The organism is Streptomyces sp. GQ60, from assembly GCF_059758875.1.
The window spans coordinates 357020-383160 of record NZ_JCAXEG010000001.1; the positions used below are offsets into that span (position 1 = coordinate 357020).

20 protein-coding genes and 2 pseudogenes are annotated in these 26141 nt (G+C 72.3%); 17 read left to right on the plus strand and 5 right to left on the minus strand.

Translation table 11 applies throughout. The features are described from left to right. The first annotated feature begins 103 nt into the window (after window positions 1–103). Window positions 104–901: an RNA polymerase sigma factor gene (locus AC6CKD_RS01760; RefSeq protein ID WP_498325393.1), complete on the plus strand. Its 798-nt coding sequence runs from the start codon at window positions 104–106 to the stop codon at window positions 899–901. Beyond that, entirely contained in the window at window positions 901–1920 is a 1020-nt protein-coding gene (locus AC6CKD_RS01765) for a hypothetical protein (RefSeq protein ID WP_498324666.1), read from the plus strand. Before AC6CKD_RS01760 ends, AC6CKD_RS01765 begins: the two co-directional genes overlap by 1 nt. A 312-nt stretch (window positions 1921–2232) precedes the next feature. Here the strand turns inward: AC6CKD_RS01765 and AC6CKD_RS01770 are convergent, their stop codons facing one another. Further along, on the minus strand, window positions 2233–3117 hold the full coding sequence (locus AC6CKD_RS01770; RefSeq protein ID WP_498324667.1) for a L,D-transpeptidase family protein: 885 nt from the start codon (window positions 3115–3117) through the stop codon (window positions 2233–2235). A gap of 167 nt (window positions 3118–3284) precedes the next feature. Between AC6CKD_RS01770 and AC6CKD_RS01775 the strand changes: the two genes are divergently transcribed. The 4 genes and pseudogenes from AC6CKD_RS01775 to AC6CKD_RS01790 all read left to right on the plus strand — a co-directional run. Then, a complete protein-coding gene (locus tag AC6CKD_RS01775; protein ID WP_498324668.1) occupies window positions 3285–4868 on the plus strand; it encodes an acyl-CoA mutase large subunit family protein in 1584 nt (527 codons plus the stop codon). Between the two features lie 79 nt (window positions 4869–4947). Next, the gene (leuE, locus tag AC6CKD_RS01780; RefSeq protein ID WP_498324669.1) at window positions 4948–5640 is read left to right on the plus strand and encodes a leucine efflux protein LeuE; all 693 of its coding nucleotides are present in this window, start codon (window positions 4948–4950) and stop codon (window positions 5638–5640) included. A gap of 87 nt (window positions 5641–5727) precedes the next feature. Continuing rightward, complete coding sequence (locus AC6CKD_RS01785) at window positions 5728–7089, plus strand: hypothetical protein (RefSeq protein WP_498324670.1); 1362 nt, start codon at window positions 5728–5730, stop codon at window positions 7087–7089. A 61-nt stretch (window positions 7090–7150) separates the two neighbouring features. Then, window positions 7151–7354, plus strand: a pseudogene (locus AC6CKD_RS01790) (MOSC domain-containing protein); the annotation flags it as partial. A gap of 32 nt (window positions 7355–7386) precedes the next feature. Here AC6CKD_RS01790 and AC6CKD_RS01795 read toward each other — a convergent pair. After that, window positions 7387–8745: a polysialyltransferase family glycosyltransferase gene (locus AC6CKD_RS01795; RefSeq protein WP_498324671.1), complete on the minus strand. Its 1359-nt coding sequence runs from the start codon at window positions 8743–8745 to the stop codon at window positions 7387–7389. Then, window positions 8742–9749, minus strand: coding sequence for a glycosyltransferase family 2 protein (locus AC6CKD_RS01800; protein ID WP_498324672.1), 1008 nt, complete (start codon window positions 9747–9749; stop codon window positions 8742–8744). Before AC6CKD_RS01800 ends, AC6CKD_RS01795 begins: the two co-directional genes overlap by 4 nt. Before the next feature lie 176 nt (window positions 9750–9925). On the opposite strand from AC6CKD_RS01800, the gene AC6CKD_RS01805 reads away from it, so the two are divergent. The 11 genes and pseudogenes from AC6CKD_RS01805 (at window position 9926) to AC6CKD_RS01855 (ending at window position 23125) form a co-directional block, all read left to right on the plus strand. Continuing rightward, a complete protein-coding gene (locus AC6CKD_RS01805) occupies window positions 9926–11299 on the plus strand; it encodes a DUF6716 putative glycosyltransferase (RefSeq protein WP_498324673.1) in 1374 nt (457 codons plus the stop codon). Between the two features lie 194 nt (window positions 11300–11493). Beyond that, a pseudogene (locus tag AC6CKD_RS01810) lies at window positions 11494–11847 on the plus strand (acylneuraminate cytidylyltransferase family protein); the annotation flags it as partial. A gap of 423 nt (window positions 11848–12270) precedes the next feature. Next, window positions 12271–13179 carry an N-acetylneuraminate synthase family protein gene (locus AC6CKD_RS01815; RefSeq protein WP_498325394.1) on the plus strand — a complete coding sequence of 303 codons (909 nt, stop codon included), beginning with the start codon at window positions 12271–12273 and terminating at the stop codon, window positions 13177–13179. 64 nt (window positions 13180–13243) lie between these two features. Continuing rightward, on the plus strand, window positions 13244–14395 hold the full coding sequence (locus AC6CKD_RS01820; RefSeq protein WP_498324674.1) for a hypothetical protein: 1152 nt from the start codon (window positions 13244–13246) through the stop codon (window positions 14393–14395). Between the two features lie 149 nt (window positions 14396–14544). Next, window positions 14545–15813 carry an amidohydrolase gene (locus AC6CKD_RS01825; RefSeq protein WP_498325396.1) on the plus strand — a complete coding sequence of 423 codons (1269 nt, stop codon included), beginning with the start codon at window positions 14545–14547 and terminating at the stop codon, window positions 15811–15813. Between the two features lie 218 nt (window positions 15814–16031). Beyond that, the gene (locus AC6CKD_RS01830) at window positions 16032–17087 is read left to right on the plus strand and encodes a BMP family lipoprotein (RefSeq protein WP_498324675.1); all 1056 of its coding nucleotides are present in this window, start codon (window positions 16032–16034) and stop codon (window positions 17085–17087) included. 263 nt (window positions 17088–17350) lie between these two features. Continuing rightward, the gene (locus tag AC6CKD_RS01835) at window positions 17351–18985 is read left to right on the plus strand and encodes an ABC transporter ATP-binding protein (RefSeq protein ID WP_498325398.1); all 1635 of its coding nucleotides are present in this window, start codon (window positions 17351–17353) and stop codon (window positions 18983–18985) included. Continuing rightward, window positions 18982–20097: an ABC transporter permease gene (locus AC6CKD_RS01840; protein WP_498324676.1), complete on the plus strand. Its 1116-nt coding sequence runs from the start codon at window positions 18982–18984 to the stop codon at window positions 20095–20097. Before AC6CKD_RS01835 ends, AC6CKD_RS01840 begins: the two co-directional genes overlap by 4 nt. Further along, a complete protein-coding gene (locus tag AC6CKD_RS01845) occupies window positions 20094–21359 on the plus strand; it encodes an ABC transporter permease (protein WP_498324677.1) in 1266 nt (421 codons plus the stop codon). The genes AC6CKD_RS01840 and AC6CKD_RS01845 overlap by 4 nt, the downstream gene beginning before the upstream one ends. Next, window positions 21356–21748 carry a cytidine deaminase gene (locus AC6CKD_RS01850; RefSeq protein ID WP_243333749.1) on the plus strand — a complete coding sequence of 131 codons (393 nt, stop codon included), beginning with the start codon at window positions 21356–21358 and terminating at the stop codon, window positions 21746–21748. Before AC6CKD_RS01845 ends, AC6CKD_RS01850 begins: the two co-directional genes overlap by 4 nt. Before the next feature lie 99 nt (window positions 21749–21847). Further along, the gene (locus tag AC6CKD_RS01855) at window positions 21848–23125 is read left to right on the plus strand and encodes a thymidine phosphorylase (RefSeq protein WP_407837595.1); all 1278 of its coding nucleotides are present in this window, start codon (window positions 21848–21850) and stop codon (window positions 23123–23125) included. 391 nt (window positions 23126–23516) lie between these two features. Here the strand turns inward: AC6CKD_RS01855 and AC6CKD_RS01860 are convergent, their stop codons facing one another. Together AC6CKD_RS01860 and AC6CKD_RS01865 are read right to left on the minus strand one after the other, a co-directional pair. Next, window positions 23517–24527 carry a sigma-70 family RNA polymerase sigma factor gene (locus AC6CKD_RS01860; RefSeq protein WP_498324678.1) on the minus strand — a complete coding sequence of 337 codons (1011 nt, stop codon included), beginning with the start codon at window positions 24525–24527 and terminating at the stop codon, window positions 23517–23519. 320 nt (window positions 24528–24847) lie between these two features. Next, on the minus strand, window positions 24848–26128 hold the full coding sequence (locus AC6CKD_RS01865; protein ID WP_498324679.1) for an MFS transporter: 1281 nt from the start codon (window positions 26126–26128) through the stop codon (window positions 24848–24850). Window positions 26129–26141 lie beyond the last annotated feature (13 nt).

Consider the following 26141-nt stretch of genomic DNA (forward strand, 5'->3'; position numbering starts at 1 on the left):
GCAGGGATGGTTGCGCGTTGTACAACTCGTGGACGAAGGTGCTTGAAGGCCGTAACGTGCTGATTTGCGCCACACACACGGGACTGTGAACGGGTTGGGGATTTTGCTGGGGGACGACGCGGAGCTGACCACCGCGGTGCTCGCGGCACAAGACGGCGACGAGCTCGCGTTCCGTTCTGTGTACCGCTCCGTGCACCCGCGCCTGCTCGGATACGTCCGTACGCTCGTCGGTGACGGCGACGCGGAGGACGTCACCTCCGAGGCCTGGCTGCAGATCGCCCGCGACCTCGACTCCTTCACCGGCGACGCCGACCGCTTCCGCGGCTGGGCGGCCCGCATCGCCCGCAACCGCGCCCTCGACCACATCCGGATGCGCGGGCGCCGGCCCGCCGTCGGCGGGGACGAGACCGAGCTGACGGGCCACGCCGCCGAATCGGACACCGCCGGCGAGGCCATGGAGTCCCTCTCCACCTGCCGCACGATGGAACTCATAGCCCAGCTCCCGCAGGACCAGGCCGAGGCCGTCGTCCTGCGGGTGGTCGTCGGCCTGGACGCCAAGAGCGCGGCCGAGACCCTGGGCAAGCGCCCGGGCGCCGTACGCACCGCCGCGCACCGGGGCCTGAAGAAGCTGGCCGAGCTGCTCGGCGCCGACGAAGGCTTCGACCCCGACGGCGACCCCGAGTCCGGCATCGGCCCCGGCTCCGCCCTCGGCCCCGGCCCCGCCGTCGGCGTCGGCTCCGGAGGGGGGCGCGGCCTCGGCGATAATGACGGGAGTCGCGCACGGGGCGCCGGGGGCGGGCGGGACCTGGACGCCGTACCGGCGCAGCGGGCCCGCGCCGCGGGCCTCGTAGAGCAAACCGGTGTGACGCATTCACGTTGGCGGACGCAGAAGGACATGTGATGGCCGACGAGCGCGACAGGTGGCTGGACAAAGCCGCGGCGGACAGACTGCTGCGCGGAGAACCGGCCGCACCTGGCGCCGAGCACCACGCCCGGGTGCGGGCCGAGCGGCTGCGCGCCGCCCTCGACGCGCTGGCCGAGCCGCCGCCCGCGGCCGTCGGCGGGCTGCCCGGGGAACTGCGCGGAGAGGCCGCCGCCGTGGCGGCGTTCCGCGCGCGCGGCTCCGTACTCCGGGCGGATCTCCAGACCCGGGCTCCGGACGCCGAGCTGTTCGGCTCCGCGGGCACGGTGGTCGAGCTCGCCCCGTCTTCCGGCCCGGCCGGAACCCGCTCCCGGCGCGGCCGGCCGGTCCGCTTCGTCCTCGCGGCCGCGGTGGCGAGCGTCGCCGTGGGCGGCCTGGCGGCCGCCGCCGGCACCGGACTGCTGGACCGGGACACCCGGGACGCCGCCGGCCGGCTGCCGGCCGTCTCGGTGTCGGTCGGATCCTCCTCGGCGCCCCTGGCGGACAGCGGGTACGCGACACCCTTCGCACCGCCCCCCACCACCGCGCCGCCCGGCGGCGAGGGCCAGAGCGGCAGCCCGAGCCCGAGCGGCACCCCGGGCACGGAAGGACGTACGCCGACGGGACCCGGCGCCGCCACCGGGGCGAGCGGCGGCACCGGTACGGGACCGTCCGCGAGCGGCTCGACCGCAGGCGGGGACGGCCACGACCGGTCCCTCCAGGGCGGCACCGACGGCGCGACGGCCGGGACGGCCGACCGGGAACGGGAGAGCCGCACCGGAGCGGTGGAGCTGTGCCGGGACTACCGGTCGGGGCGGCTCGACGACGCCGGCCGCGAGCGGCTCGTGCGCCTGGCCAAGGGCCTGCTGCGGGTTCCGCGCTACTGCGAGGTGACGCTCGGCATGTCCCCGGACGGCGGCTCGCGCGGCGATACGCCGAGCTCCCCGTCGCGCTCCCTGGAGCTGGCGCCGGCCCGGACCGCCTCGCCGGCGCCCCCGGACGCGGGCGACCGCCGGTGAGACGGGTCCCGTCCGAGGACGGGACGGGATGCGGGAACGGGCCCTGGAAACCGCCCGGAAACCGGCCCGGGACCGGGTATCGGACATTGGCCTGAAACGGTTCGCACCCCGGCTGTAACACTTTTCGAACCGGTGGCGCAGTACGTAATGAGCCGACTGGTCATCGGCCGCGCATGAGCCGGGGTTCCCCCCGTACCCCTGGGCTCTGCGCAACCGGCGCGGGCGGGATTCGTTCCCCCGATCCCGCCCGCGCCCTCGACTTCCGACCGTCGGCCCCGGGCCCGGACGCCCTCGCGCCGGGCCCCCGGCGGGTTACCAGTAGACGACGACCTTGTCGCCGACCTTCATCGCGTCGAACATCTTCGCCAGCTTGGCCTTGTCCCGGACGTTCACACAGCCGTGCGAGGCGCCGGCGTAGCCGCGGGCGGCGAAGTCCGCCGAGTAGTGCACCGCCTGGCCGCCGCTGAAGAACATCGAGTACGGCATCGGCGTGTGGTAGAGCGTCGACGTCCAGTCCTTGGCCTTCCACTCCACCTTGAACTGGCCCTCGCGGGTCGGGGTGTTCTCCGAGCCGAAGCGCACGTCCAGCGTGGAGACGACCTTCCCGTCGATCATCCAGGAGAGGGTGCGGCTCTCCTTGCTGATGCACATCACCTGGCCCGTCATGCAGCGCGCGTCGGGCGCGTCCGGCTCGTTGACGGTCGGCGGGCGCAGCTCGTCGGCCGTCGGCTTCTTGCTGGCCTTCTGGATCTTCTTCCAGGTGGGCTCGTCCACGCCGCCGGTGGCCGCCAGGCCGTTCTTCGACTGGAAGGACTTGACCGCCGCGGTCGTCTTCGAACCGTAGAAGCCGGTCGGCGCGACCGTCATCAGCTTGAGCTGGCGCAGCCGGGCCTGCAGTTCGCGGACCAGCTCGCTGTCGTCGCCGTTCGCCATGACCTGCTTGACGGTCGGCGAGGGCGACGCGGAGGGCGAGGGCGACGCGGACGCGGACGTCGACGGGGACGCGGACGGCGAGGGGTCGCCCGGCTTGCCGTCCGTGGACGGAGAGGCGTCGGGAGAGGCGGCCGCCGTGGGCGATGCGGGCGCCGAAGAACCGGAGCCCGTGGACTCCGTCTTCTGCGGCCCACAGGCGGTCGCGGCAAGCGCGACGGCGGTGGCCAGGCCCAGTGCGCGAACTATTGCTCTCTGGCGGTGCATTGCGGTCCCCCGATTTCTACGTGTGTATCTAGGTGATGCCTCGCGGGCGTGGACAGTTGCAGAGACGGCCGCGATGTTGCGCCATTGTGACCAGCGGCCGCCGCGCGGCCGCCGCGGAGACGTTTTATCAGCCCCGGGCCCCTCGGAGCCACGAAGGAGCGCGTCACATGGAGCGGCACACCGAGAGCGGGATCCCGATCGCGCCCGTTTACCGGCCGGACGACCTCGCCGGCTGGGACCCCGGGACCGAGTTGGGGGAGCCGGGCGGGTACCCGTACACCCGGGGCGTCTACCCGACGATGTACACCGGACGGCCCTGGACCATGCGCCAGTACGCCGGGTTCGGCACCGCCGCCGAGTCCAACGCCCGCTACCGGCAGCTCATCGCGGGCGGCGCCGCGGGGCTGTCCGTGGCCTTCGACCTGCCCACCCAGATGGGTCACGACTCCGACGCCCCGCTCGCGCACGGCGAGGTCGGGAAGGTGGGCGTCGCGATCGACTCGGTCGAGGACATGCGGGTGCTGTTCGACGGGATCCCGCTCGACCGGGTGTCCACGTCGATGACGATCAACGCGCCGGCCGCACCGCTGCTCCTGCTCTACCAACTGGTCGCCGAAGAGCAGGGGATCGAGCCCGCCCTGCTGACCGGCACGGTCCAGAACGACGTGCTGAAGGAGTACATCGCACGGGGGACGTACATCTTCCCGCCCGGCCCCTCCCTGAGGTTGACGGCCGACACCTTCCGCTACTGCCGGGCCGAGCTCCCCAAGTGGAACACCATCTCCATCTCCGGCTACCACATGGCCGAGGCCGGGGCCTCGCCCGCGCAGGAGATCGCCTTCACGCTGGCCGACGCGATCGCGTACGTACGGACCGCGCTGGCCGCCGGGATGGAGGTCGACGCGTTCGCGCCCCGGCTGTCGTTCTTCTTCGTCGCCCGCACCACCCTCCTGGAGGAGGTCGCGAAGTTCCGCGCGGCCCGGCGGATCTGGGCCCGCGTCATGCGCGAGGAGTTCGGGGCCCGGGACCCCAGATCGCTGATGCTGCGCTTCCACACCCAGACCGCCGGGGTGCAGCTGACGGCGCAGCAGCCGGAGCTCAACCTGGTGCGCGTCGCCGTGCAGGGCCTGGCCGCGGTGCTGGGCGGCACCCAGTCGCTGCACACCAACTCCTTCGACGAGGCGATCGCGCTGCCCACCGAGAAGTCGGCCCGCCTCGCGCTGCGGACCCAGCAGGTGCTGGCGTACGAGACGGACGTGCCGCACACCGTCGACCCCTTCGCGGGGTCCTACGCGGTGGAGCGGATGACGGACGAGGTGGAGGCGGCGGCGCTCGACCTGATGGCACGGGTCGAGGCGATGGGCGGGGCGGTGGCCGCGATCGAGGCGGGCTTCCAGAAGGCGGAGATCGAGCGGAACGCGTACCGGATCGCCCGGGAGACCGAGAGCGGCGAGCGGGTGGTGGTCGGGGTCAACCGCTTCGCGCTGGACGAGGAGGAGCCGTACGAGCCGCTGAGGGTGGACCCGGGGATCGAGGACCGGCAGCGGGCGGGCCTGGCCGCGCTGCGGGCGGGGCGCGACGGGCCGGCCGTGGACGAGGCCCTGGCGGCGCTCCGGGAAGCGGCGGCGGGCACGGAGAACGTGCTCCATCCGATGCGGGAGGCGCTGCGGGCCAGGGCCACGGTGGGGGAGGTGTGCGGGGCGCTGCGGGAGGTGTGGGGGACGTACGTGCCGGCTGATTCCGGCTGGTGAGCGCGGCGCGTTCCGGTTCGGTCCCGATCCGTGGAACGGAGTGGCGCGACAGGTGCGTCCCCATGGGACACTCCTGCGCATGCTGGGTGTCACAGATCTTCCGACGTATCTCGCCGGCCTGGTGCTGATCATTTTGCTGCCGGGGCCGAACTCGCTCTACGTGCTCTCCGTCGCCGCGCGCGGCGGGGTCCGCCAGGGGTACCGGGCCGCCGCGGGCGTGTTCACCGGAGACGCCCTGCTCATGACCCTGGCCGCGGTCGGCGCCGGGGCGCTGCTGCAGACCAGCCCGATGCTGTTCGGCATCGTCAAACTGCTCGGCGCCGGGTACCTGACCTGGCTCGCCTTCGGCATGCTGCGGGGCGCGTGGACGATGTGGCGCGCCCGCCGCGAGCGCGCCGGGGCGGGTGCGGGTGCGGGTGCGGGAGCGGGCGCCCCGGCGGCCCCCGCGGCGGCCGCCGAGGTGAAGGCCGGCGACACGGAGCGGCCCTACCGGCGGGCGCTGCTGATCAGCGTGTTCAACCCGAAGGCCATCCTCTTCCTGATGTCCTTCTTCGTGCAGTTCGTGGACCCCGCCTACTCCTACCCGGCGCTGTCCTTCCTGCTGCTGGGCGGCCTGATGCAGCTCGGCAGCTTCGTCTACCTGACCACGCTGATCTTCGGCGGGAACCGCCTGGCGGCCGCCTTCCGGCGCCGCAAGCGGCTCGCCGCCGGGGCCAGCTCGGCGGCGGGCGTGCTGTTCCTGGGGTTCGCCGCGAAGCTCGCCGTGAGCTGATCCGCCCGATTCGACCGTTTCGCCGTACAACCATCCGGCGCGCCGGGCGGTCCCCTCATTGATCAGAGAATCAATCCCGGGGGACCCATGAAGAAGCGCGTCCGCGCCCTGCTCTGCGCGGTGACCGCCTCGTTGGCCGTACTGACCGTGACCACGGCCGCCCAGGCCGCCGACTCCTCGGCACCGGCCGTCCGCCACGAGGACGGGGCGGCTCCGGACCAGCGGGCGCGGCCGTACTTCGACCACGTACAGGCCGCGAACGTGGTGTCCCTCGCCTACCCGGACACCGTGGTGTCCGGGTACATCAAGGTCCACGACCCCCGCACCGGCTCGACCAAGCCGTTCACGGGCACGTTCACGGTCAGGACCGGCTCCGTCACGACGCCGCTGGCCACCGACGCGCGGGGGCGCTTCGAATCGAAGGTGACGGTCTCCGGTGCCGAGAACGGTGACGGCGAAGACTTCTACCGGACGTTCCTCCACCTCGCGGCCGAGGTGGACGGGGTCAGGGGCGAGGAATCGGTGCCGGTCCCCGTGGGGGCCGTGAGCGCGCGCATCGCCTTGGACTCCCCGAGCCTCACCGGCCCCTACGGAACGGACGCCGAGGTCAGCGGCACCGTCACCTGGGAGTCGGCCGACGGCACGTGGAAGCCGGTCCCCGCCGGAGCGGCGATCAGCGCGGGCGGGGCGTCCGCCCGTACCGACGACGCCGGCCGGTTCACCGTGGTCCGGCAGTTCCGCGGGGACACCACGTGGAAGACCCAGGACAACACGCCCTGGCTGAGCACGAACAACATGAACGTCACCGTGGACACCACGGCGGGCACCGCCTTCGCCGAGTTCGCGGCCGAGGCGGACGCGTCCAAGAACGTGCGGGTCACGGCACGCTTCGACCGCCGTGGGATCCCGGCCGGCGTCACCTCGCTGACGGTGGACGTGGAGTACTCCGCCGACGGCGCGACCGGATGGACGACCCGCCAGAGCGTGGACGTGGCCACCGGGCCCGGAGACAACGCCCCGGCGCAGGTGGCGGCCACGCTGCACTACCCGGGCCCGGGCTTCGTACGGATGCGGTACGCGGGCACCCCTACCGTCCACGGCTCCGCGACGCCCGCCGTCCGGGCCGTGCGGACCGTGACGGCCATCCCGGTCTTCGACGCCGCGCCCAAGACGGTCGGAAAGGGCCGGCCGATCGCGGTCGCCGGAAAGCTGACCCGGCACGGACAGGCCTGGGAGCCCTTCGCGAACCGGCCGGTGCACTACTACTTCCTGCCGGCCGGCGAAACGGCCTGGAAGCTCATGGGCACCTCGCAGACCGCCGCCGACGGCACCTTCGGCGAGGAGTTCCCGGCCGACCGGACCGGCTTCTGGGAGGCCCGGTACCTACCCGCCGACGCGGCCGACTTCCGGGCGGCGAGCCGCGTGGACGAGGTCGTGGTCACCCCGTAGCCCGCGGCGCCGGCTGCTCGCACCGCCTCTATGATCGACCGGCCGCAGAACGACGACACGCGGAGGGCGCAACCCGTGCTCGAAGATCAACGACTTCCGCACGGGTCTGCTCGGCGAGGTCTTCGCCATCGACCCCTCGTCCGGCGAGTTCACGTTCAAGTGCGGCGTCATGGCTGTGGTCCGCCGTGGAGGGATCGTCCGCCCCGGCGATTCCGTCCGGGTCGAGCCCCCGCCACCCCCTCACCGCCCGCTGGAACGGGTCTAGGTTCGTGTTCCTCGGTCCGGCCGGCACAGGCGCTAGCCGACCGCCCGGCGCAGCAGCCGGGCGACCCGGCGGGCCGCGCGGCTGCGGGGCAGGAAGGACAGCTGCGCCGGGATGCCGCCCGGCAGGCCCAGGGCGGTCAGCCGGCGGCGGGTGACGTAGCGCCAGGTCTCCGGGGTCAGGTGCGCGGTCAGCCAGCGCTCGGCCTCCGCGCGGCGCTCCGCAAGGATCTTGGGCTGCATGGTGAAGCCCACCGCCGTGACCAGGCCCGCCAGCTCGGCCGCCACCCGTTCGGGCCCCGGCGGGGTCCAGGCGCGTACGGCCGCGGGGTCCGCGAGGTCGGGCAGCAGGGCGTCGGCCAGTACGAGCGGGATCCGGTTGCTGTTCGGGTACGGGGACAGCCGCGCCAGTACGGCTCCCGTGCCGGTCCGGGCCACCGGGAGCCCGTACAGGGTGGCGGCGGTCAGCAGGCCCGTGGAGAAGCAGCCGACGACCAGGGCCGGGCGCAGCCGCTCGTAGAGGGTCTCGGCGAGCACCGGGGCACTCAGTACGGTGAGCCGGACGCCGAGCCGCTCGGCCTCCTCCTCCGCCCGGCGGGAGTAGGCGGCGGGGGCGCTGGGGTGCGGTTTGAAGACCATCTCGCGGTGGCCCAGCGCGTGCGCGCCGCGGACCATCTCCACGTGCAGTTCCTCCTCCTCGGCGGCCGGCACCAGGTCGAGGGCGGAGAGGTACTGGCCGAGGAGGAGCGCGGGGGCCTCGTCCGCCGCGCGGGCCGGCGCAGCCGGCGGCATCGGTGCCTCCACCGCCGCTTCGAGTTCGCCGATGACCTTCAGGAAGGCGGCGGCCGGGACCGCCTCGGCGCGTACGCCGAACTCGGTCAGCAGCAGCGGCTCCAAGCCCGGTACGAGGTCCAGGTGCAGCACCCGCCGTACGCGCATCCCGAGCCCGGGATCGAGTCGGAAGCGGGTGGGACCGTAGCTCATCAGCCCGTCGGCGTAGACCTCTATGGCCGCCCCGGGGAAGAGCCGGCACAGGCTCTGGGCGGGCGGCACCTGGAGCGATTCCACGACCAGCTCGACGCGGTCGTCGCCCAGGCCCCAGGAGGAGCGCAACTGGCGCTCCCACAGCGGGACGTCGTCGGCGCGCGGGCTCCAGGTGCTGGGGTGCTGCGGGGCGATGACGGCGTTCCAGTCGAGGACCGCGTCGAAACGGGTGCTCAGGGTCTCGAAGCCGGGCGCGGAGGTCAGGCCGGGGGCGATCTCGGCGGTGAGGGAGTGGTTGCTGGTCAGCAGGATCCGGCGGACGGCGGGCGGGAAGAGGCCCGCGTCGAGGGCGGCGGCGAGGGTGGCCGTGCCGTAGAGGGTGGAGGCCAGGAAGATCTGGGTGACGTTCACGCCGTCACCCCGGCGGGGGCCGAGGCGGCCGAGGGGGCGGATCCGGCCGTGGCGCGGCGGCGCAGCCGACGGAGCAGGGCCGCGCGGTCGCCGTCCATCGCGTCCAGGGTCTGGTCCAGGACCTGCTGGGGCATTCTGCCGAGTGCGGCCGCGCTCATCGAGCGGAGTTTTCTGGCCACGGGTGCTTCGAACCTTTCGATGGACCCGACATGGTGCGCGATAATTGCGCAATATGTTCGGACGGCCTTCGGGAGGAGGAGGTCGGATTCCCGGTCGGCGGCTGTTTCTGACAGAACTTGATCGAATGCCCGAATGAAATCGAGCTGGCGCTCGTCGCCGATTTGTGTCAGCGAGGTGGAAATCCCGCGACGGTAGAAGATTCCGGGCAGACCGACCGGCGCGAAGGACTCCGCCTCCCGGTGCAGCCGCCAGATCCACGGCCGGTCCTCCGCCGTCCGCAGCCCGTCCGTGAAGTGCAGCAGCCCGCGGTCCAGCAGCCGCCGGTGGTACATCCCCGCCCAGGCGTACGGATAGTCGACCGAGGTCGCGCGGGCCACGGGCAGGATCCCGGTCCGCGGATCGGCCACCACCGACTCCGGCCCGTAGGGGACGCGCTGGACACTGCGCGTCCTGCCCGTGCACTGGACATGGTCGGTCCGGACGAAATCGCAGCTCAGGGCCTCGATGGCAGTCAGGGTGCGGGCCAGGTGGCCCGGAGCCAGCCAGTCGTCCCCGTCCAGGAAGGCGATGTACTCGCCGCGCGCCGCGTCCAGACCGGTGTTCCGCGCCGTCGCCAGGCCGCCGTTGCGCTCGTGTCTGAGGTGCACGGCGCCGGGCAGTTCGCGGGCCGCCCGCTCCAGGAGCGCGGGCGTCCCGTCCGTCGAGCGGTCGTCGACGAGCAGGAACTCGAAATCGTCCCGAGCGTTGAGTTCGAGGCTTTTCAGGGCGTCCGGCGCATACGTCTGCACGTTGAAGAACGGCACGACAACAGAGAGCTTGAGCACTCGCGAGACATTAGAGCGCCGTTCGTCATTCACTGTGGCCCGGACGCGGATTCCATGTGAACGACGAACGGCGGGAACGTTAACCCGGACGCTTTCGCATTGAATCGACGGGTTGTTAACCCGCTGTTGTGCGTTCGTTGGGCCGATCACCGAAAAGCCGGAATAACTTCTGCCGGGTGCCAGCAAGCAACCGCGCGGCCCATCGGGCCGCCCTCCGTGTGGCCGTACTCGCCGATTCCGACACCCGCTGGAAATGGGGAGCGCTCACCGCGCGCCGTCTCGCCCCGGAGCCCGACTCCGTCCACCTGACCGGATACCTGCTCCGCGGCCGGGCCACGCCCACCGCGCGCCAGCTCGGCGAGGTCGGGGTCCGGGCGGACCGGCTGACCGAGGTCACCTGCGCGGAGTTCCTCGCCGACCTGTCGGCGCCGGACCGGGAGCCGTACGACGTGATCGTCCTCGCCCTGGTCGGCGGCGCCGTCCAGGCCGTCCTGCACGGGGCCCGGGCCCTGTGGCCGGAGCCGGCCGCCCGGCCGGCGTTCGTCACCGGGTACGTCGGAGTCGTCTACGAGAAACTCGCCGACGGCCTGCTGCTGCGCCACGGGGCCGACCTGGTCCTCGCCAACTCCCGCCACGACGCCGGGCGGTTCCGGGCGGTCTACGAGGGAGTCGGCGCGGACGCCGAATCCGTCGTGGAGACCGCCCTCCCCTTCCTCGGCGGGCGGCCGTACGAGCCCGTGAGCACCACGGCCCACCGGGTGGTCTTCGCGGTCCAGCCGTCCGTGCCGGACACCCGCGCGGACCGCGCGTACCTGCTGCGCCGCGCCGCGGAACACGCCCGGCTGCACCCCGGGCGCGAGGTGCTGATCAAACTGCGCAGCCGCCCGGGCGAGCACACCACGCACCTGGAGGAGCTCCCGTACCAGCGCCTCGCCGAGCAGCTCCCCGGCGGCCTCCCCGCCAACTGCCGGCTGGTCTACGGGCACATGGGCGAGGTCCTGGACACCACGGACCTGCTGGTCACCGTCTCCTCCACGGCGGCCCTGGAATCCCTCCACCGGGGCATCCCGACGGCCGTCCTGACCGACCTCGGCGTCCGCGAGGCCCTCGGCAACCACCACTTCCTGGGCTCCGGCTGCCTGGCCTCGTGGACCCAGCTCGACGCGGGCCTGCTCCCGCGGGCCGATCCGGACTGGCTGGCCGCCCAGGGCGTGGGCACCCCGGCGGCCGGACCGGCCGGTTCCCCCGGCGGACCCGACCCCTACGCCGCCGCGCGGGCACGGCTCACGAAGCTGCTGGACGGTGGCCCGCTCCCGGCCGTGGAGCCCTACTACACGCGGGACACCGCGCCGGGATACCTGCCCGGGATCCTGGCCAGGCACCATCTCGGCCCCGACGGGCACCCGTTGCCCGGTGCGGCCCGGCCCGGCGCCGGAAGTTCCCGGCTGCGCCGCCGGCTCCGCGCCCACCTGCGCGAGGCAGCCCGGGGCGCCTACCGCCACGGCGTCCAGCGCGTCGCGCCGGTGATCCGCCGCCTGGGAGAGCTGTGAGCACCCGCCCGGCCGGATCCGGTACGGCCGCCACCGCTGCCACCGCCACCGCCGCCACCACCGCCACCGCCGCCACCGCCGCCACCGTCGACACCGCCGCCGCCTTCGCCACCGCCGCCGCCTTCGCCGCCGTCCCCGCCCCGGCCGCCGGGGGATCCCCCCGCGAGCCCCGCGCCGTGCCCAGGGTGCTCGCCGTGATCCCCGCACGCGGGGGGTCCAAGGGCGTGCCCGGGAAGAACCTGGCCGACGTCGGCGGGATGCCGCTCGTGGTCCGGGCCGTCCGGGCCTGCCTGGGGGCCGGCACCGTCACCGACGTCCTCGTCTCCACCGACTCCGAGGCCATCGGCGCCGCCGCCCGGGGGGCCGGGGCCGTGGTGCTGCGGCGGCCCGCCGGAATCTCCGGGGACACCGCCACCAGCGAGGCCGCCCTGCTGCACGCGCTCGACTCCTTCGAGGAACTGCACTCCGTCACCGTCGACGTGGTCCTCCTCGTCCAGTGCACCAGCCCGTTCGTCACCGCCTCCGACGTGGAGTCCGTCGCCGCCGCCGTCGCGTCCGGCGCCGCCGACTCCGCGCTCACCGCGGCCCCCTTCCACGGTTTCCTCTGGCGGGCGGCCCCCGACGGCTCCGGGACCGGGGTCAACCACGACACCTCGTACCGCCCCCGCCGCCAGGACCGCCCCCAGGACCTCCTGGAGACCGGCGCCGCCTACGCCATGGACGCCGCCGGCTTCCGGACCGCCCGCCACCGCTTCTTCGGGCGGACCCTCCCGGTCGCCACCGACCCCGCACGGGTGCTGGAGATCGACGACCCCCACGACCTGGCCCGCGCCCGCGCCCTCGTACCCGTCCTCACGCCCGCGGCCACACCGGCCCCCGCGCCCCTCTCCACCTCCGCACTCCACACCCCGGTGCCCGCACCCGTGCCCGCACCTCCTCGTACACCCCACGCTCCGAAGGACAGCCCTGCCATGACGGTCACCCCCGCCCCCCGCCTCCGGACCTTCGGCTCCCGCGCCGCCGGCCCCGGCCACCCCGTCTACGTCGTCGGCGAGATCGGCATCAACCACAACGGCGAGCTCGGCAACGCCCTCGCCCTCATCGACGCCGCCGCCGAAGCCGGCTGCGACGCCGTGAAGTTCCAGAAGCGCACCCCCGAGATCTGCACCCCCCGCGACCAGTGGGACATCGAGCGCGACACCCCCTGGGGCCGGATGACGTACATCGACTACCGCCACCGCGTGGAGTTCGGCGAGACCGAGTACCGCGCCATCGACGAGCACTGCGCCGAGCGCGGGATCGACTGGTTCGCCTCCCCGTGGGACACCGAGGCCGTCGCCTTCCTGGAGAAGTTCGACGTCCCCGCCCACAAGGTCGCCTCCGCCTCGCTGACCGACGACGAGCTGCTGCGCGCGCTGCGCGCCACCGGCCGCACCGTCGTCCTCTCCACCGGCATGTCCACCCCGAAGCAGATCCGGCACGCGGTGGAGGTGCTCGGCAGCGACAACATCCTGCTCTGCCACGCCACTTCGACGTACCCGGCCAAGGCCGAGGAGCTCAACCTGCGGGTCATCAACACCCTGCGGGAGGAGTACCCCAACGTCCCGATCGGTTACTCCGGCCACGAGACGGGCCTGCAGACCACCCTGGCCGCCGTAGCCCTCGGCGCCGCCTTCGTGGAACGCCACATCACCCTCGACCGCGCGATGTGGGGCTCCGACCAGGCCGCCTCCGTCGAGCCCGGCGGCCTGACCCGCCTGGTCCGCGACATCCGCACCATCGAGACCGCGCTGGGCGACGGCATCAAGCGGGTCTACGCGTCCGAGCTCGGCCCGATGAAGAAGCTCCGCCGCGTCCAGGGGGAGCTCGCCACCGTGTGAGCGGCGCGGCGGGCTCGTACGGACCGTGAGCCGTTTCCTTCCTCCCTCTGACGAGGAGTACCTGGTGACCCCCTCAGACCCTGACCGCACCCTGGCTTTCGTAGAGAGCCCGGTCCAGCTCCTCAACGTCCTGGAGTGGGCGTACGCCCGGGGCGTCGGCCGGCTCCTCGGAGCCGTGCCGCCCCAGCCGGGCCGCGGCGGGGGGGCCGGGACCGAGACGGGGACCGACCCCGGTCCCCGCCTGCGGATCGTGGTGCTCCCGCCCACCGACCCCATGTCCCGGGGCCAGCTCCGCCGGATGGCGGGGCTGGCCCGGGACGAGGGGCACGAGGTGCGGTGGCAGGAGGCCCGCGGCGGCCGGTTCGCGCCGTTCAAGGCGTTCGCCGCGCTCGCCCGGGAGGTGCGGGCGGCCGAGCGGGTGGTGATAGGGGATCCGTTCTCCCGCTACGTGCAGCTCCTGCTCACCCTGGTCCGGGCCGAGGAGCTCGTCGTGGTCGACGACGGCACCGCGACCATGGAGTTCGTCGCCCAGACGGCCCGCGGCGAGCGCCTCGTACGCTGGCACCGGGTCGGGGGCGGAGGCCTCCCGGCCCGGCTGCGCGAGCTGGCGTACGCGCCGGTCTCGGCGACGGCCCGGCGGCGGTTCACCCCCGGTCCGGACGGCCGCCGGCGCGTCGAGGTGTTCAGCTCGATGCCGGTCACCGGGCACGGCGGGATGACCGTCCGGCTCAACGACTTCGCGTGGACCCGGGCCCGGTTCGGCCCGCCCCGCCTGACCAAGGGCACCGACCTGGTCGGGACCTCGCTCGTGGAGACCGGCGTGGTTGACCCGGACCGCTACCTGGAGGCGGTGCGCGCCCTGACCCTGGAGCACGGGGCCACCCGCTACTTCGCCCACCGCCGGGAATCCCCGGAGAAGCTGCGCACCCTGAGCGAGGCGACCGGGCTGGAGATCGTACGTCCGGACCTGCCGCTGGAGCTGATCGCCCGGCGGGGCCCGGTCGGCCGAACGATCGTCAGCTTTCCTTCCACGGTGGTCCACACGCTGCCCTACGCGCTGATCGGCACCGGCGTGACCGTGGCCGTATGCGATGTCGATCCGAGCTGGCTGACCGCGTCGGCCTCGGAGCGGGCGCGCGGTTTCCTCGCCGGAGTCACCGACACCGCCCGTGATGTGCACAGACTTCCTGCTCAGACGGCTCAGGCGGCCGGATGAGTGCATGAGTGAGCGCGCGAGTTTACCCGCGCCTTCATCCGGTCATGCGTCCAGAGGCCGGGTTTCTTTCCCCTAACGGCATGAACTTTTGGTGATCTCCAGCCAGTTGACCCATGGGTGGGCCTACCCTTAAACGGGTGAACCAGTTGATGTCCCGCGAGTCCCAGACCGCCCTGCCCGGCACGCCCGACCGGCCCGAGCTGCCCGGCAAGCTTCCGGACCACCTGCGTGCCGAACTGATCGCCTTCCGCCGGGACTTGCACATGCATCCCGAGCTAGGACACCAGGAGTTCCGCACCACGGCGGCGATCAAGGCCCGACTGGAGAAAGCGGGCCTGCGCCCGCGGGTGCTGAAGTCGGGGACCGGACTCATCTGCGACGTGGGCACGTGGGAGGGGGTACGGCCGATGCTGGCCCTGCGCGCGGACATCGACGCCCTGCCCATCCCGGATGCCAAGACGCACGTCTCGTACCGCTCGACCGTCCCGGACCGCGCCCACGCCTGCGGCCACGACGTGCACACCGCCGTGGTCCTCGGCGCGGGCCTCGTCCTCGCCGAGCTCGACCGCCGGGGCGAGCTGCCCCGCCCGGTGCGGCTGCTCTTCCAGCCCGCCGAGGAGGTGCTGCCCGGCGGTGCGACCGAGGCCATCGACTCCGGGGTGCTGGACGGCGTCGGCAAGATCATCGCCCTGCACTGCGACCCCCGCGTCGACGCCGGCCGGATCGGCCTGCGCGCCGGGCCCATCACCTCGGCCTGCGACCGGCTGGAGGTCACCCTCGACGGCCCCGGCGGGCACACCGCCCGTCCGCACCTGACCACCGACCTGGTGACGGCGGCCGCCCGGCTCGCCCTCGACCTGCCCGCCGTGCTGGCCAAGCGGATGGACGCCCGCTCGGGCATGTCGGTCACCTGGGGCCGGATCGAGGCCGGGCACGCCTGCAACGTCATCCCGATGCACGCGGAACTGTCCGGAACCGTTCGGTGCCTGGACCTGGCCTCCTGGCACGAGGCCCCCGACCAGATCCACGCGGTCATCGACGAGATCGCGTCGATGCACCGGGCCAAATCGGAGATCACCTACGTGCGCGGAGTGCCCCCGGTCGTCAACGACCCGGTGATCACCGAGCTGCTGCGCGAGGCGATGAGCGCCCGGTGCGGGGCCGGCTCGGTCGAGGACACCGAGCAGAGCCTGGGCGGCGAGGACTTCTCCTGGTACCTGGAGCACGTCCCCGGAGCCATGGCGCGCCTGGGCGTCCGTGCGCCCGGGGACACGGCCAAGCGGGATCTGCACCGGGGTGACTTCGACGTGGACGAGGCCGCGATCGGGGTCGGCGTCGAGTTCTTCACGGCCGCGGCCCTGCTCGACGGACGGCCGATCGAGGGGCGACGCGCCGGGCTCGCCGGGTCCGCTGGCTAGAAATCGCTACAGCATCGGCGGAGGATCCGGCGGGAGCGTCCAGCCCTTGGTACGAAAGGGCTGGGCGAGTCGGGAGTTACCGGTCGGTCACTGTCTGGTTCGCGACGATCCGATAACGACTCATGAACGGGCCTTTAACTGACATCTACGCGCGTTACGATCTCGGCGAAACCAGCGCCGGTCGTGGCGCTTCGGTCAGGTTTTGAAGGAGCCTTCCCTTGCGCCGGATCACCAGGATCGCCACCGTGGGCATCGCGTCCGCAGCGCTGGCACTCTCCGCTACCGCCTGTGGCGGTAAGAAGTCCTCGGACTCCTCGTCCCCGTCCTCCTCCGCGGAGAAGTCCGCCGCCATCGCGTACGACATCGGTGGCCGCGGCGACCAGTCGTTCAACGACGCCGCCTACGCGGGCCTCTCGAAGGCGGAGAAGGACCTCCAGATCAAGGGCGCCGAGGCGGAGCCCACCGATGGAGAGGGCGAGGCCGACAAGGTCCAGCGCCTCACCGAGCTTGCCCGCAAGGGCAACAACCCGGTCATCGGCGTCGGCTTCGCCTACGCGCCGGCCATCAAGAAGGTCGCCGCGAACTTCCCGAACACCACGTTCGGCATCATCGACGACACCTCGGTGACCGCGGCGAACATCGCCAACCTCGTCTTCAACGAGGAGCAGGGCTCCTACCTGGCCGGCGTCGCCGCCGCCAAGGCCTCCAAGACCGGCACGGTCGGCTTCATCGGCGGTGTCGAGGTTCCGCTGATCAAGAAGTTCGAGGCGGGCTTCGCCCAGGGCGTCAAGGACACCAACCCGAACGCCAAGGTGCTCACCCAGTACCTGACCCAGCCGCCGAACTTCGACGGCTTCGCCAAGCCCGACCTGGGCAAGGCCGCGGCCGAGGGCCAGCTCGACAAGGGCGCCGACGTGATCTACTCGGCCGCCGGTCTGGCCGGCTCCGGTGCCATCGAGGCCGCCGCCGCCAAGGGCAAGTGGTCCATCGGCGTCGACTCGGACCAGTACAACCAGGCCGGTCTGGCGAAGTACAAGGACTTCATCCTGACCTCGGTCACCAAGGATGTCGCCGACTCCGTCTATAACCTGATCAAGTCGGTCAAGGACGGCAAGCCGGAGTCCGGTGAGGTCCGCTACGGCCTCGACAAGGACGGCGTCGGCCTGGCCGACTCCAACCCGAAGTACAAGGAGATGACGGACGTCGTCGCCGCGGTCGAGAAGGCCAAGGCCGACATCATCGCCAAGAAGATCGAGGTCAAGACCGCGCCGTAAGGCCTGGTCGGACCCGCTGTACGCGTGATACCCGGGGTCCGGGAAGCGGTCTCATCGCTCCCGGGCCCCGGCCCGTGTCACGTGGTTTCATGTGATCTTGTGGCCGGTTGGCCGCAAGTTTTCACTTTCGACAGTGCTACGCGCGTAGAAGCATCGTGGACGCGATACTTTCTCCCCCCGCCCTGTCCCCTCCCTGCCTTCAGCTCCTTCCGCGCCAAGGAGAGTGCGTCATCAACGCGTCCAGCCCGCCCCCCGCCGTAGAACTGCACGGCATCACCAAGCGCTTCCCCGGCGTCGTCGCCAACAAGGACATCGCGATCACCGTCCGCAAGGGCACGGTCCACGCCCTCGTCGGTGAGAACGGCGCCGGCAAGTCGACGCTGATGAAGATCCTCTACGGCATGCAGAAGCCGGACGAGGGCACCATCGCCATCGACGGGGAGCAGGTCTCCTTCACCAGCCCCGGCGATGCCATCGCCCGCGGCATCGGCATGGTGCACCAGCACTTCATGCTCGCCGACAACCTCACCGTCCTGGAGAACGTGGTCCTCGGCGGCGAGAAGCTCTACGGCATCGGCGCGAAGGCCCGTAAGAAGATCCGGGAGATCTCGGACGCGTACGGCCTCGGCGTACGTCCCGACGCCCTGGTCGAGGACCTCGGGGTCGCCGACCGCCAGCGCGTGGAGATCCTCAAGGTCCTCTACCGCGGCGCGAAGATCCTCATCCTCGACGAGCCGACCGCCGTGCTCGTGCCGCAGGAGGTCGACGCGCTCTTCGACAACCTGCGCGAGCTCAAGTCCGAGGGCCTGACCGTCATCTTCATCTCGCACAAGCTGGGCGAGGTCCTGAAGGTCGCCGACGACATCACCGTCATCCGGCGCGGCACCACCGTCGGCACCGCCGACCCCCGCACCACCACGACCAAGCAGCTCGCCGAGCTGATGGTCGGCTCCGAGCTGCCGTCCCCGGAGACCCGCGAGTCCACGGTGACCACCACCCCGATGCTCCGGGTCGAGAGCCTGACCGTCGCCGAGGGGGGCGCGCCCGTCCTCATGGAGGACACCGCGCGCACGCCGGGCCTGTCGGACGCCAACCTGCGCGAGACCCCGGTCGCCGGACGCCTGCTGCTCGACGGGATCAGCTTCACGATCCACAAGGGCGAGATCCTCGGCATCGCGGGCGTCGAGGGCAACGGCCAGACCGAGCTGATCGAGGCCCTCATGGGCATGATGACCCCCGACGCGGGCGCCATCACCCTCGACGGCAAGGACATCACCAAGGCCCCGGTGCGCAAGCGCCGCGAGGGCGGCATCGGCTACATCCCCGAGGACCGCCACCGGCACGGCCTGCTGCTGGAGTCCTCCCTCTGGGAGAACCGCATCCTCGGCCACGTCACCGAAGCCCCCAACTCCAAGCGCGGCATCCTCGACCCGAAGGCCGCCCGCAAGGACACCGAGCGGATCGTGCGCGAGTACGACGTCCGCACGCCCGGCATCGAGGTCACCGCGGCCTCGCTCTCCGGCGGCAACCAGCAGAAGCTGATCGTCGGCCGCGAGATGAGCCACAACCCCAAGTTCCTCATCGCCGCCCACCCCACCCGCGGTGTGGACGTCGGCGCGCAGGCGCAGATCTGGGACGCGATCCGCGAGGCCCGCCGCGAAGGACTGGCGGTCCTGCTGATCTCCGCCGACCTGGACGAGCTGATCGGCCTGTCCGACACCCTGCGCGTCATCTACCGCGGCCGCCTGGTCGCCGACGCCGACCCCGCGACCGTCACCCCGGAGGAGCTCGGCACCGCCATGACGGGCGCCGCCTCCGGGCACCTGGAAGCCACCGACAACCGCTCCGACGCCGGCACGGACGCCCGTACCGACTCCCCGGAGGACGAGGCCCGATGAAGAAACTCGACAAGGACCGGCTGCTCCTCGGCTTCGCCGGGCCCGCGCTCGCGCTGGTCACCGCCTTCCTGCTGACCATGGCCGTACTGGCGGCGACGGGCGTGGACCCGATCGAACCGCTGCGGCTCATGGTGGAGAACGCGAGCTACGAGGACGTCCAGGTCCTCATCGTGAACCAGGCCGGTACGTACTACCTGGCGGCCCTGGCCGTGGCCATCGGCTTCCGGATGAACCTCTTCAACATCGGCGTCGACGGCCAGTACCGGCTCGCGGCGATGGTGTCGGCGGTCGTCGGCGCGGCGGTCGCGCTGCCCGGCCCGCTGCACATCCTGATGATCGTGGTCGTCGCCATGCTGGTCGGCGCCTTCTGGGCCGGCATCGCGGGCGTCCTGAAGGCCAAGCGCGGAGTCAGCGAGGTCGTCTCCACGATCATGCTGAACGCGATCGCCACCAGCCTGATCGCCTGGCTGATCCTCCCGAAGAACCTCGGCGTCCAGCCGAAGGGCTCCAACGACCTGACCACCGGCGAGATCGCGAATTCGGGCTGGTTCCCGGCGGTCTCCCTCGGTGACGGCCTGGAGATCTACGGCTTCACCTTCATCGCCTTCGCGCTGGGCATCGTCTACTGGTTCGTGCTGGGCCGCACCCGCTTCGGCTTCGACCTGCGCGCCACCGGCGCCAGCGAGTCCGCCGCGCAGGCCTCCGGTGTGGACGCCAAGAAGATGATCATCACCTCGATGCTCATCTCCGGCGCCGTCGCCGGCCTCGCCGGCATGCCGGTGCTGCTGGGCGAGAGCCACACGTACAGCCTGTCCTTCCCGGTCGGTGTCGGCTTCACCGGCATCACCATCGCGCTGCTCGGCCGCAACCACCCGGTCGGCATCTTCTTCGCCGCCCTGCTGATGGCCTTCATCGACAAGTCCTCGGCCTCGCTCGACACGGAGGGCTACGCGAAGGAGATCGGCACGATCATGAAGGGCCTGATCGTGATCGCGGTCGTCGTCTCCTACGAGCTCGTCCGCCGTTACGGGATCCGACGCCAGCAGCAGAAGGTCGGCGAGGAGCTGGCCGCGGGCCACGCCATTCCGACCGAGAAGGAGGTCTCGGCGTGAGTACCAGCACCGTTTCCGCCACCAGCGCCGCGCCCAAGAAGCAGGGCGGCCGCACCAAGCTCACGCTCCCGTGGATCATGCTGATCATCGCGGGCGGCCTCGCGCTCGTCTCGCTGGTCCGCGTGATCAGCGGCGCGGACGACCTGACCTCCATCGGCCAGGTCTCCGGGGCGCTCTCCCTCGCCGTGCCGATCGGCCTCGCCGGACTCGGCGGCCTGTGGGCCGAGCGCGCGGGCGTCGTCAACATCGGCCTCGAAGGCATGATGATCCTCGGCACCTGGTTCGGTGCCTGGGCCGGCTACCAGTGGGGCCCGTGGACCGGCGTGATCGCCGGCCTGGTCGGCGGCGCCATCGGCGGCCTGCTGCACGCGATCATCACGGTCACCTTCAACGTGAACCACATCGTCTCCGGTGTGGCCATCAACATCCTGGCGCTGGGCTTCACCCAGTACCTGTCGAACTTCACGTTCGCCGAGGCGCCCGGCGGCTCCTCCAAGCAGTCCCCGCGCGTCGAGCCGATCTACGAGATCACCGTGCCGGGGTTGTCGGACTGGATGGCGACCCTCCAGGGCAAGCACTGGTTCTTCGTCTCCGACGTCGCGGGCGTCGTCGGCGGCCTGGTCACCGGGCTGTCGCTGCTGACGGTCGTCGCGCTGCTGCTGATCCCCGGCACCTGGTGGGTGCTGTGGCGCACCACCTTCGGCCTGCGGCTGCGATCCTGCGGCGAGAACCCCATCGCCGCCGAATCGCTCGGCGTCAACGTCTACAAGTACAAGTACATCGCCGTGATCGTCTCGGGCGCCCTGGCGGGCCTGGGCGGCGCCTTCCTCTCGATCGTGGCCAGCCCGATCTACCAGGAGGGCCAGACCGGCGGCCGCGGCTACATCGGCCTCGCCGCCATGATCTTCGGCAACTGGATGCCGGGCGGCATGGCACTGGGCGCCGGCCTGTTCGGCTTCACCGACAGCCTCAAGCTGCGCGGCGGAGCCGAGAACGTCCACGCGATGCTGCTGCTCATCGCGATCCTGCTCGTCCTGGTCGTGGCCTGGCAGCTCTACAAGAAGCGCTACGTCCCGGCCGGCATCTCGGCGGTCTTCGCCGTGCTGCTGTTCCTCTGGTACGCGCTGACCGACCAGGTGCCCAGCCAGTTCGTGGACGCCGCCCCGTACCTGACCACGCTGCTGGTGCTCGCGCTGTCCGCACAGCGCCTGCGGATGCCGAAGGCGGACGGCATGCCGTACCGCAAGGGCCAGGGCAAGTGACGGCCGCTCCCGACTGGGAGGCCCTGCGCGAGGCCGCCCGGGAGGCGATGTCCCGGGCCTACGCCCCGTACTCGGGCTTCCCGGTCGGCGTCGCGGCGCTGGTCGACGACGGTCGCACCGTCGTGGGCTGCAACGTGGAGAACGCCAGCTACGGGCTCGGCCTGTGCGCCGAATGCGGGCTGGTGTCCTCCCTCCAGGCCACGGGCGGCGGCCGTCTGACGCACTTCACCTGCGTGGACGGCAAGGGCGAGATCCTCGTCCCCTGTGGTCGCTGCCGCCAGCTCCTCTTCGAGTTCGGTGGCGCCGAGCTCCAGGTGGAGACGCCGGAAGGCGTCCTGCCGCTCTCCGCGATGCTGCCGCAGGCCTTCGGGCCGGACCATCTGAGATAGCCGCGCGACGGCCCTCCGCCCCCGCCGGGCGGGGGGCCGCCGTCCTTTCCCACGCAGTACCCCTCTCCTCTCTCTATGCGCGTAGAAGGAAGCACTTCCATGGACGTCATCTCCGTCATCCGCACCAAGCGCGACCGCGGTGAACTGAGCCCCGAGCAGATCGACTGGGTCATCGACGCGTACACGCGCGGCGTGGTCGCCGACGAGCAGATGTCGGCGCTGGCGATGGCCATCCTGCTCAACGGCATGAACCGGACCGAGATCGCCCGCTGGACCGCCGCGATGATCGCGAGCGGCGAGCGGATGAACTTCGACTCCCTCTCCCGCCCGACCGCGGACAAGCACTCCACGGGCGGCGTCGGCGACAAGATCACCCTGCCGCTGGCCCCGCTCGTCGCCGCCTGCGGCGCGGCCGTGCCGCAGCTCTCGGGCCGCGGCCTCGGCCACACCGGCGGCACCCTCGACAAGCTGGAGTCCATCCCCGGCTGGCGCGCCCTGCTCTCCAACGAGGAGATGCTGCACGTCCTGGACACCACCGGCGCCGTCATCTGCGCGGCCGGCGACGGCCTGGCCCCGGCCGACAAGAAGCTCTACGCGCTGCGCGACGTGACGGGCACCGTCGAGGCGATCCCGCTGATCGCCTCCTCGATCATGTCCAAGAAGATCGCCGAGGGCACCGGCTCCCTCGTCCTCGACGTGAAGGTCGGCACCGGCGCCTTCATGAAGAACATCGAGGACGCGCGCGAGCTGGCCCGCACCATGGTGGGCCTGGGCACCGACTCGGGCGTCAAGACCGTCGCCCTGCTCACCGACATGTCCACCCCGCTCGGCCTCACCGCCGGCAACGCCCTGGAGATCCGCGAGTCGGTCGAGGTCCTGGCCGGCGGCGGCCCCTCGGACGTGGTCGAGCTGACCCTGGCCCTGGCCCGGGAGATGCTGGACGCCGCGGGCATCAAGGACGCCGACCCGGCGAAGGCACTGGCCGACGGCTCCGCGATGGACGTCTGGCGCCGGATGATCGCGGCGCAGGGCGGCGACCCCGACGCGGCGCTGCCCGTCGCGCGGGACCAGCACGTGGTCACGGCCCCGTCCTCGGGCGTGCTGACGCGGCTGGACGCGTACGGGGTGGGCGTGGGCGCCTGGCGCCTGGGCGCCGGCCGCGCGCGCAAGGAGGACCCGGTCCAGGCGGGCGCGGGCATCGAGCTGCACGCGAAGCCGGGCGACACGGTGGTGGCGGGCCAGCCCCTGATGACCCTGCACACGGACACCCCGGAGAAGTTCGACTACGCCCTGGCGGCGCTGGACGGCACCTTCGACATCGCCGCGGCGGGCACGGCCTTCAGCGCCACGCCGATCGTGCTGGACCGCATCGCGTAGTCCCGCACGCTCACTCGTACGGTCGAACGGGACCGGTGGACGCCCACCGGTCCCGTTCCGCGTGCCGGGGTCGGTGCCAACAGCTTGAGGAGCGTTCGACTACACGCTGGACACGTCGGACTTCCCCCTCCCTCGCCGATGAGTTCGGGCGGGGCCAGGGGTCTGCCCTCCTGTGGAGATCAGAACCTTGGCCCTGGAGGGGCCCGAGCCGGACACCGCCGAGCTGTGCGGCCGCTTGCGCGCACTGTGCAGGGACGGGCCCGACGGCGTGGTGTGCGACGTGACCGCGGTCGCCGCACCCACCCTCGCGACCATTGAGGCCCTCGCACGTGCGGCGCTGACCGCCCGGCGCCTCGGCGTCCCCTTCCGGGTCACCGGCGCCCCGCCCCCGCTACGCGCCCTCCTGCACCTCGTAGGACTCGTCGAGCTGCTCGGGGAGCCCGAAGAGCGGGAACCACCGGGCGGTGTCCAGGAAGGCGTTCAGGCCGGTGATCTTCCCGTCTGACACCTCCAGCACCTGCAGCGCCCACGGGGTCCAGCCCGGCTGCCCGTCCTCGCGCGGCCGGTACTGGCCGAAGGCGGGCATGCCGTTCGCCGTGGTCGGGAGCAGCCGCGAGCCCTTGCAGCCGATGCCCTGGTTCAGGTGCCAGGCCGCTATGTCCTCGTGGCCCTGGAGCCACAGGTCGAACGGCGGCATCGACAGCACGGCGTCCTCGTGGAGGAGGGAGGTCAGCCGGGAGATGTCGTACGCCTCGAAGGCGGAGAGGTACTGCTCCAGCAGCTTGGCCTGGTCGCCGTCCAGCGGGTCGAGGGCCTCGCTCTCGCGCCCCCGGCCGGCCGCGAGCGTGGCGCGGGCCCGCTGCAGGGCGCTGTTCACCGACGCGACGGTGGTGTCCAGCAGGGTGGCCACCTCGTCGGCCTTCCAGGCCAGCACCTCGCGCAGGATCAGCACGGCCCGCTGCTTGGCGGGCAGGTGCTGCAGCGCGGCGACGAACGCGAGCCGTACGGACTCCTTCGCCAGCGCCATCTCCGCCGGATCGGCGGTCTGCGGCAGCACCCGCCCGTCGGGCACCGGCTCCAGCCAGGTCACCTCGGGCCGCTCGCTCAGCACGGCGGACGCCTGGTGCTGCGGAGCGCTCAGGTCCATCGGCCGGGCCCGCTTGTTCCCCGCGTTCAGCAGGTCCAGGCAGACGTTGGTGGCGATCCGGTACAGCCACGACCGCAGGGAGGAACGCCCCTCGAACTTCTCGAAGCTCCGCCAGGCACGGATGTACGTGTCCTGTACCGCGTCCTCGGCGTCGAAGGCCGAGCCGAGCATGCGGTAGCAGTACCCGGTGAGCTCGACGCGGTACCGGTCGAGCGCCGCGTCCAGCTCGGGCCCAAGGTCGGTCGTTTCCGTCATGTCCCTTGATCCCTCTGTTAGTTCCCGATACTTCGGAAACTACCGGAGGTCACTGACAACCGCAGCCCGGCACGCGGCGGCACACCGGTGCACGGTCACGGCGCTTCGTGCGGCGGCACGGCCCACCGCAGGACGGCCTCGCCCGCCCGGTCCTCCAGCGTGACCGGGTACACCTGACCGTACGCCCGCTCGCCCCGGTGCCGTACGGAGCGGTCCCCGGGTGTCCCGCCCGAGCCCACGCGGGCCCCGGTGCGCCGGCCCGCGCCGTCCCCTCAGCGTGCCGTCCCCTCAGCGTGCCGTCGCCTCAGCGTGCCGGCCCCTCAGCGCGCCGTCGCCGCCGCGATCCGGGCCGACCGGGCCGCGTGGGACCCGTACAGGGTGATCGTGACGACCCCGGCGACCGCGATGAGCGCGAGCGTGACCGTCGCCGCCCAGCCCGCCGAGTGGTAGGCGAGGGCGCCCAGCGTGCCGCCGGCGCTGGAGCCGGCGTAGTACGCCGACTGGTAGAGCGCCGAGGCCTGCGCGCGGCCGGTCTTCGCCGTACGGCTCACCGCCGCGGAGGCCACCGCGTGGCCCGCGAAGAAGCCCGCCGTGATGAGGATCAGGCCCAGCAGGATCGCCGTGAGCGACTCCGCGAGGGAGAGGAACAGGCCCACCGCCGTCGTGGTCACCGCCAGGTACAGCGCCCCGCGCCGGCCCATCCGGGCCACCAGCTGCCCGGCCGCCGCCGAGGAGACCGTACCGACCAGGTAGACCAGGAAGATCGAGCCGATGAGGCCCTGCCCGAGCGAGAACGGCTCGTCCACCAGGCGGTAGCCGATGACCGTGTACACCGCCCCGAACACCGTCATGAACAGCGCGCCGATCCCGTACAGCCGCATCAGCAGCGGATCGCGCAGGTGCCCCGAGACGGTACGTCCCACCGCGCGCGGCTTCAGCGAGGCCGCCCGGAAGAACCGGGCCCGGGGGAGGAGGACCAGGAACGCCGCCGCGCAGGCCAGCGACATCAGGCCCACGGTCAGCAGCCCGCCGCGCCAGCCCCACACCTGGGCCGCCCAGCCCGTGACGAGGCGGCCGCTCATGCCGCCGATGGAGTTGCCCGCCACGAACAGGCCGATCGCGGCGACCAGCGCCTTCGGCTTGACCTCTTCCGCCAGGTACGCCATCGCGGAGGCCGGGATGCCGGCGATAGCCGCGCCCTGGACGGCACGCAGCGCGATCAGCCACTCCAGGTTCGGCGCGAAGGGCACGAGGAGGCCGACGCCGACCGCGACCACCATCGACCAGGCCATCATCCGGGTCCGCCCGAAGCGCTCCGAGAGCGCGCTGAGCGGCAGGACGAACAGGGCGAGCGCGCCGGTGGCCGCGGAGACCGTCCAGCTGGCCTGGCCCGCCGTCACGCCGAAGCCGTCGGAGATCGCGGGCAGCAGCGCCTGGGTGGAGTAGAGGAGGGCGAAGGTGGCCAGTCCGGCGGCGAAGAGCGCGAGGCTGAGGCGGCGGTAGCCGGGACGGCCGGGCTCGTGCGCCTCGGGTGCGGAGGCGGGGAACGACGCGGTGGAGGCACCCGGGATGACGGGTGCCCCGGTATGAGCGGGAGGCATGTGTACGACCGTA

Excerpts from the sequence above, each read along its gene's own strand:
- AC6CKD_RS01765 (WP_498324666.1), top strand. The coding sequence starts at position 901 with ATGGCCGACGAGCGCGACAGGTGGCTGGACAAAGCCGCGGCGGACAGA.
- AC6CKD_RS01865 (WP_498324679.1), bottom strand. The coding sequence starts at position 26,128 with ATGCCTCCCGCTCATACCGGGGCACCCGTCATCCCGGGTGCCTCCACC.
- AC6CKD_RS01825 (WP_498325396.1), top strand. The coding sequence starts at position 14,545 with ATGTCCCGCGAGTCCCAGACCGCCCTGCCCGGCACGCCCGACCGGCCC.
- leuE (WP_498324669.1), top strand. The coding sequence starts at position 4,948 with ATGCTGGGTGTCACAGATCTTCCGACGTATCTCGCCGGCCTGGTGCTG.
- AC6CKD_RS01860 (WP_498324678.1), bottom strand. The coding sequence starts at position 24,527 with ATGACGGAAACGACCGACCTTGGGCCCGAGCTGGACGCGGCGCTCGAC.
- AC6CKD_RS01775 (WP_498324668.1), top strand. The coding sequence starts at position 3,285 with ATGGAGCGGCACACCGAGAGCGGGATCCCGATCGCGCCCGTTTACCGG.
- AC6CKD_RS01815 (WP_498325394.1), top strand. The coding sequence starts at position 12,271 with ATGACGGTCACCCCCGCCCCCCGCCTCCGGACCTTCGGCTCCCGCGCC.
- AC6CKD_RS01770 (WP_498324667.1), bottom strand. The coding sequence starts at position 3,117 with ATGCACCGCCAGAGAGCAATAGTTCGCGCACTGGGCCTGGCCACCGCC.
- AC6CKD_RS01785 (WP_498324670.1), top strand. The coding sequence starts at position 5,728 with ATGAAGAAGCGCGTCCGCGCCCTGCTCTGCGCGGTGACCGCCTCGTTG.
- AC6CKD_RS01855 (WP_407837595.1), top strand. The coding sequence starts at position 21,848 with ATGGACGTCATCTCCGTCATCCGCACCAAGCGCGACCGCGGTGAACTG.
- AC6CKD_RS01840 (WP_498324676.1), top strand. The coding sequence starts at position 18,982 with ATGAAGAAACTCGACAAGGACCGGCTGCTCCTCGGCTTCGCCGGGCCC.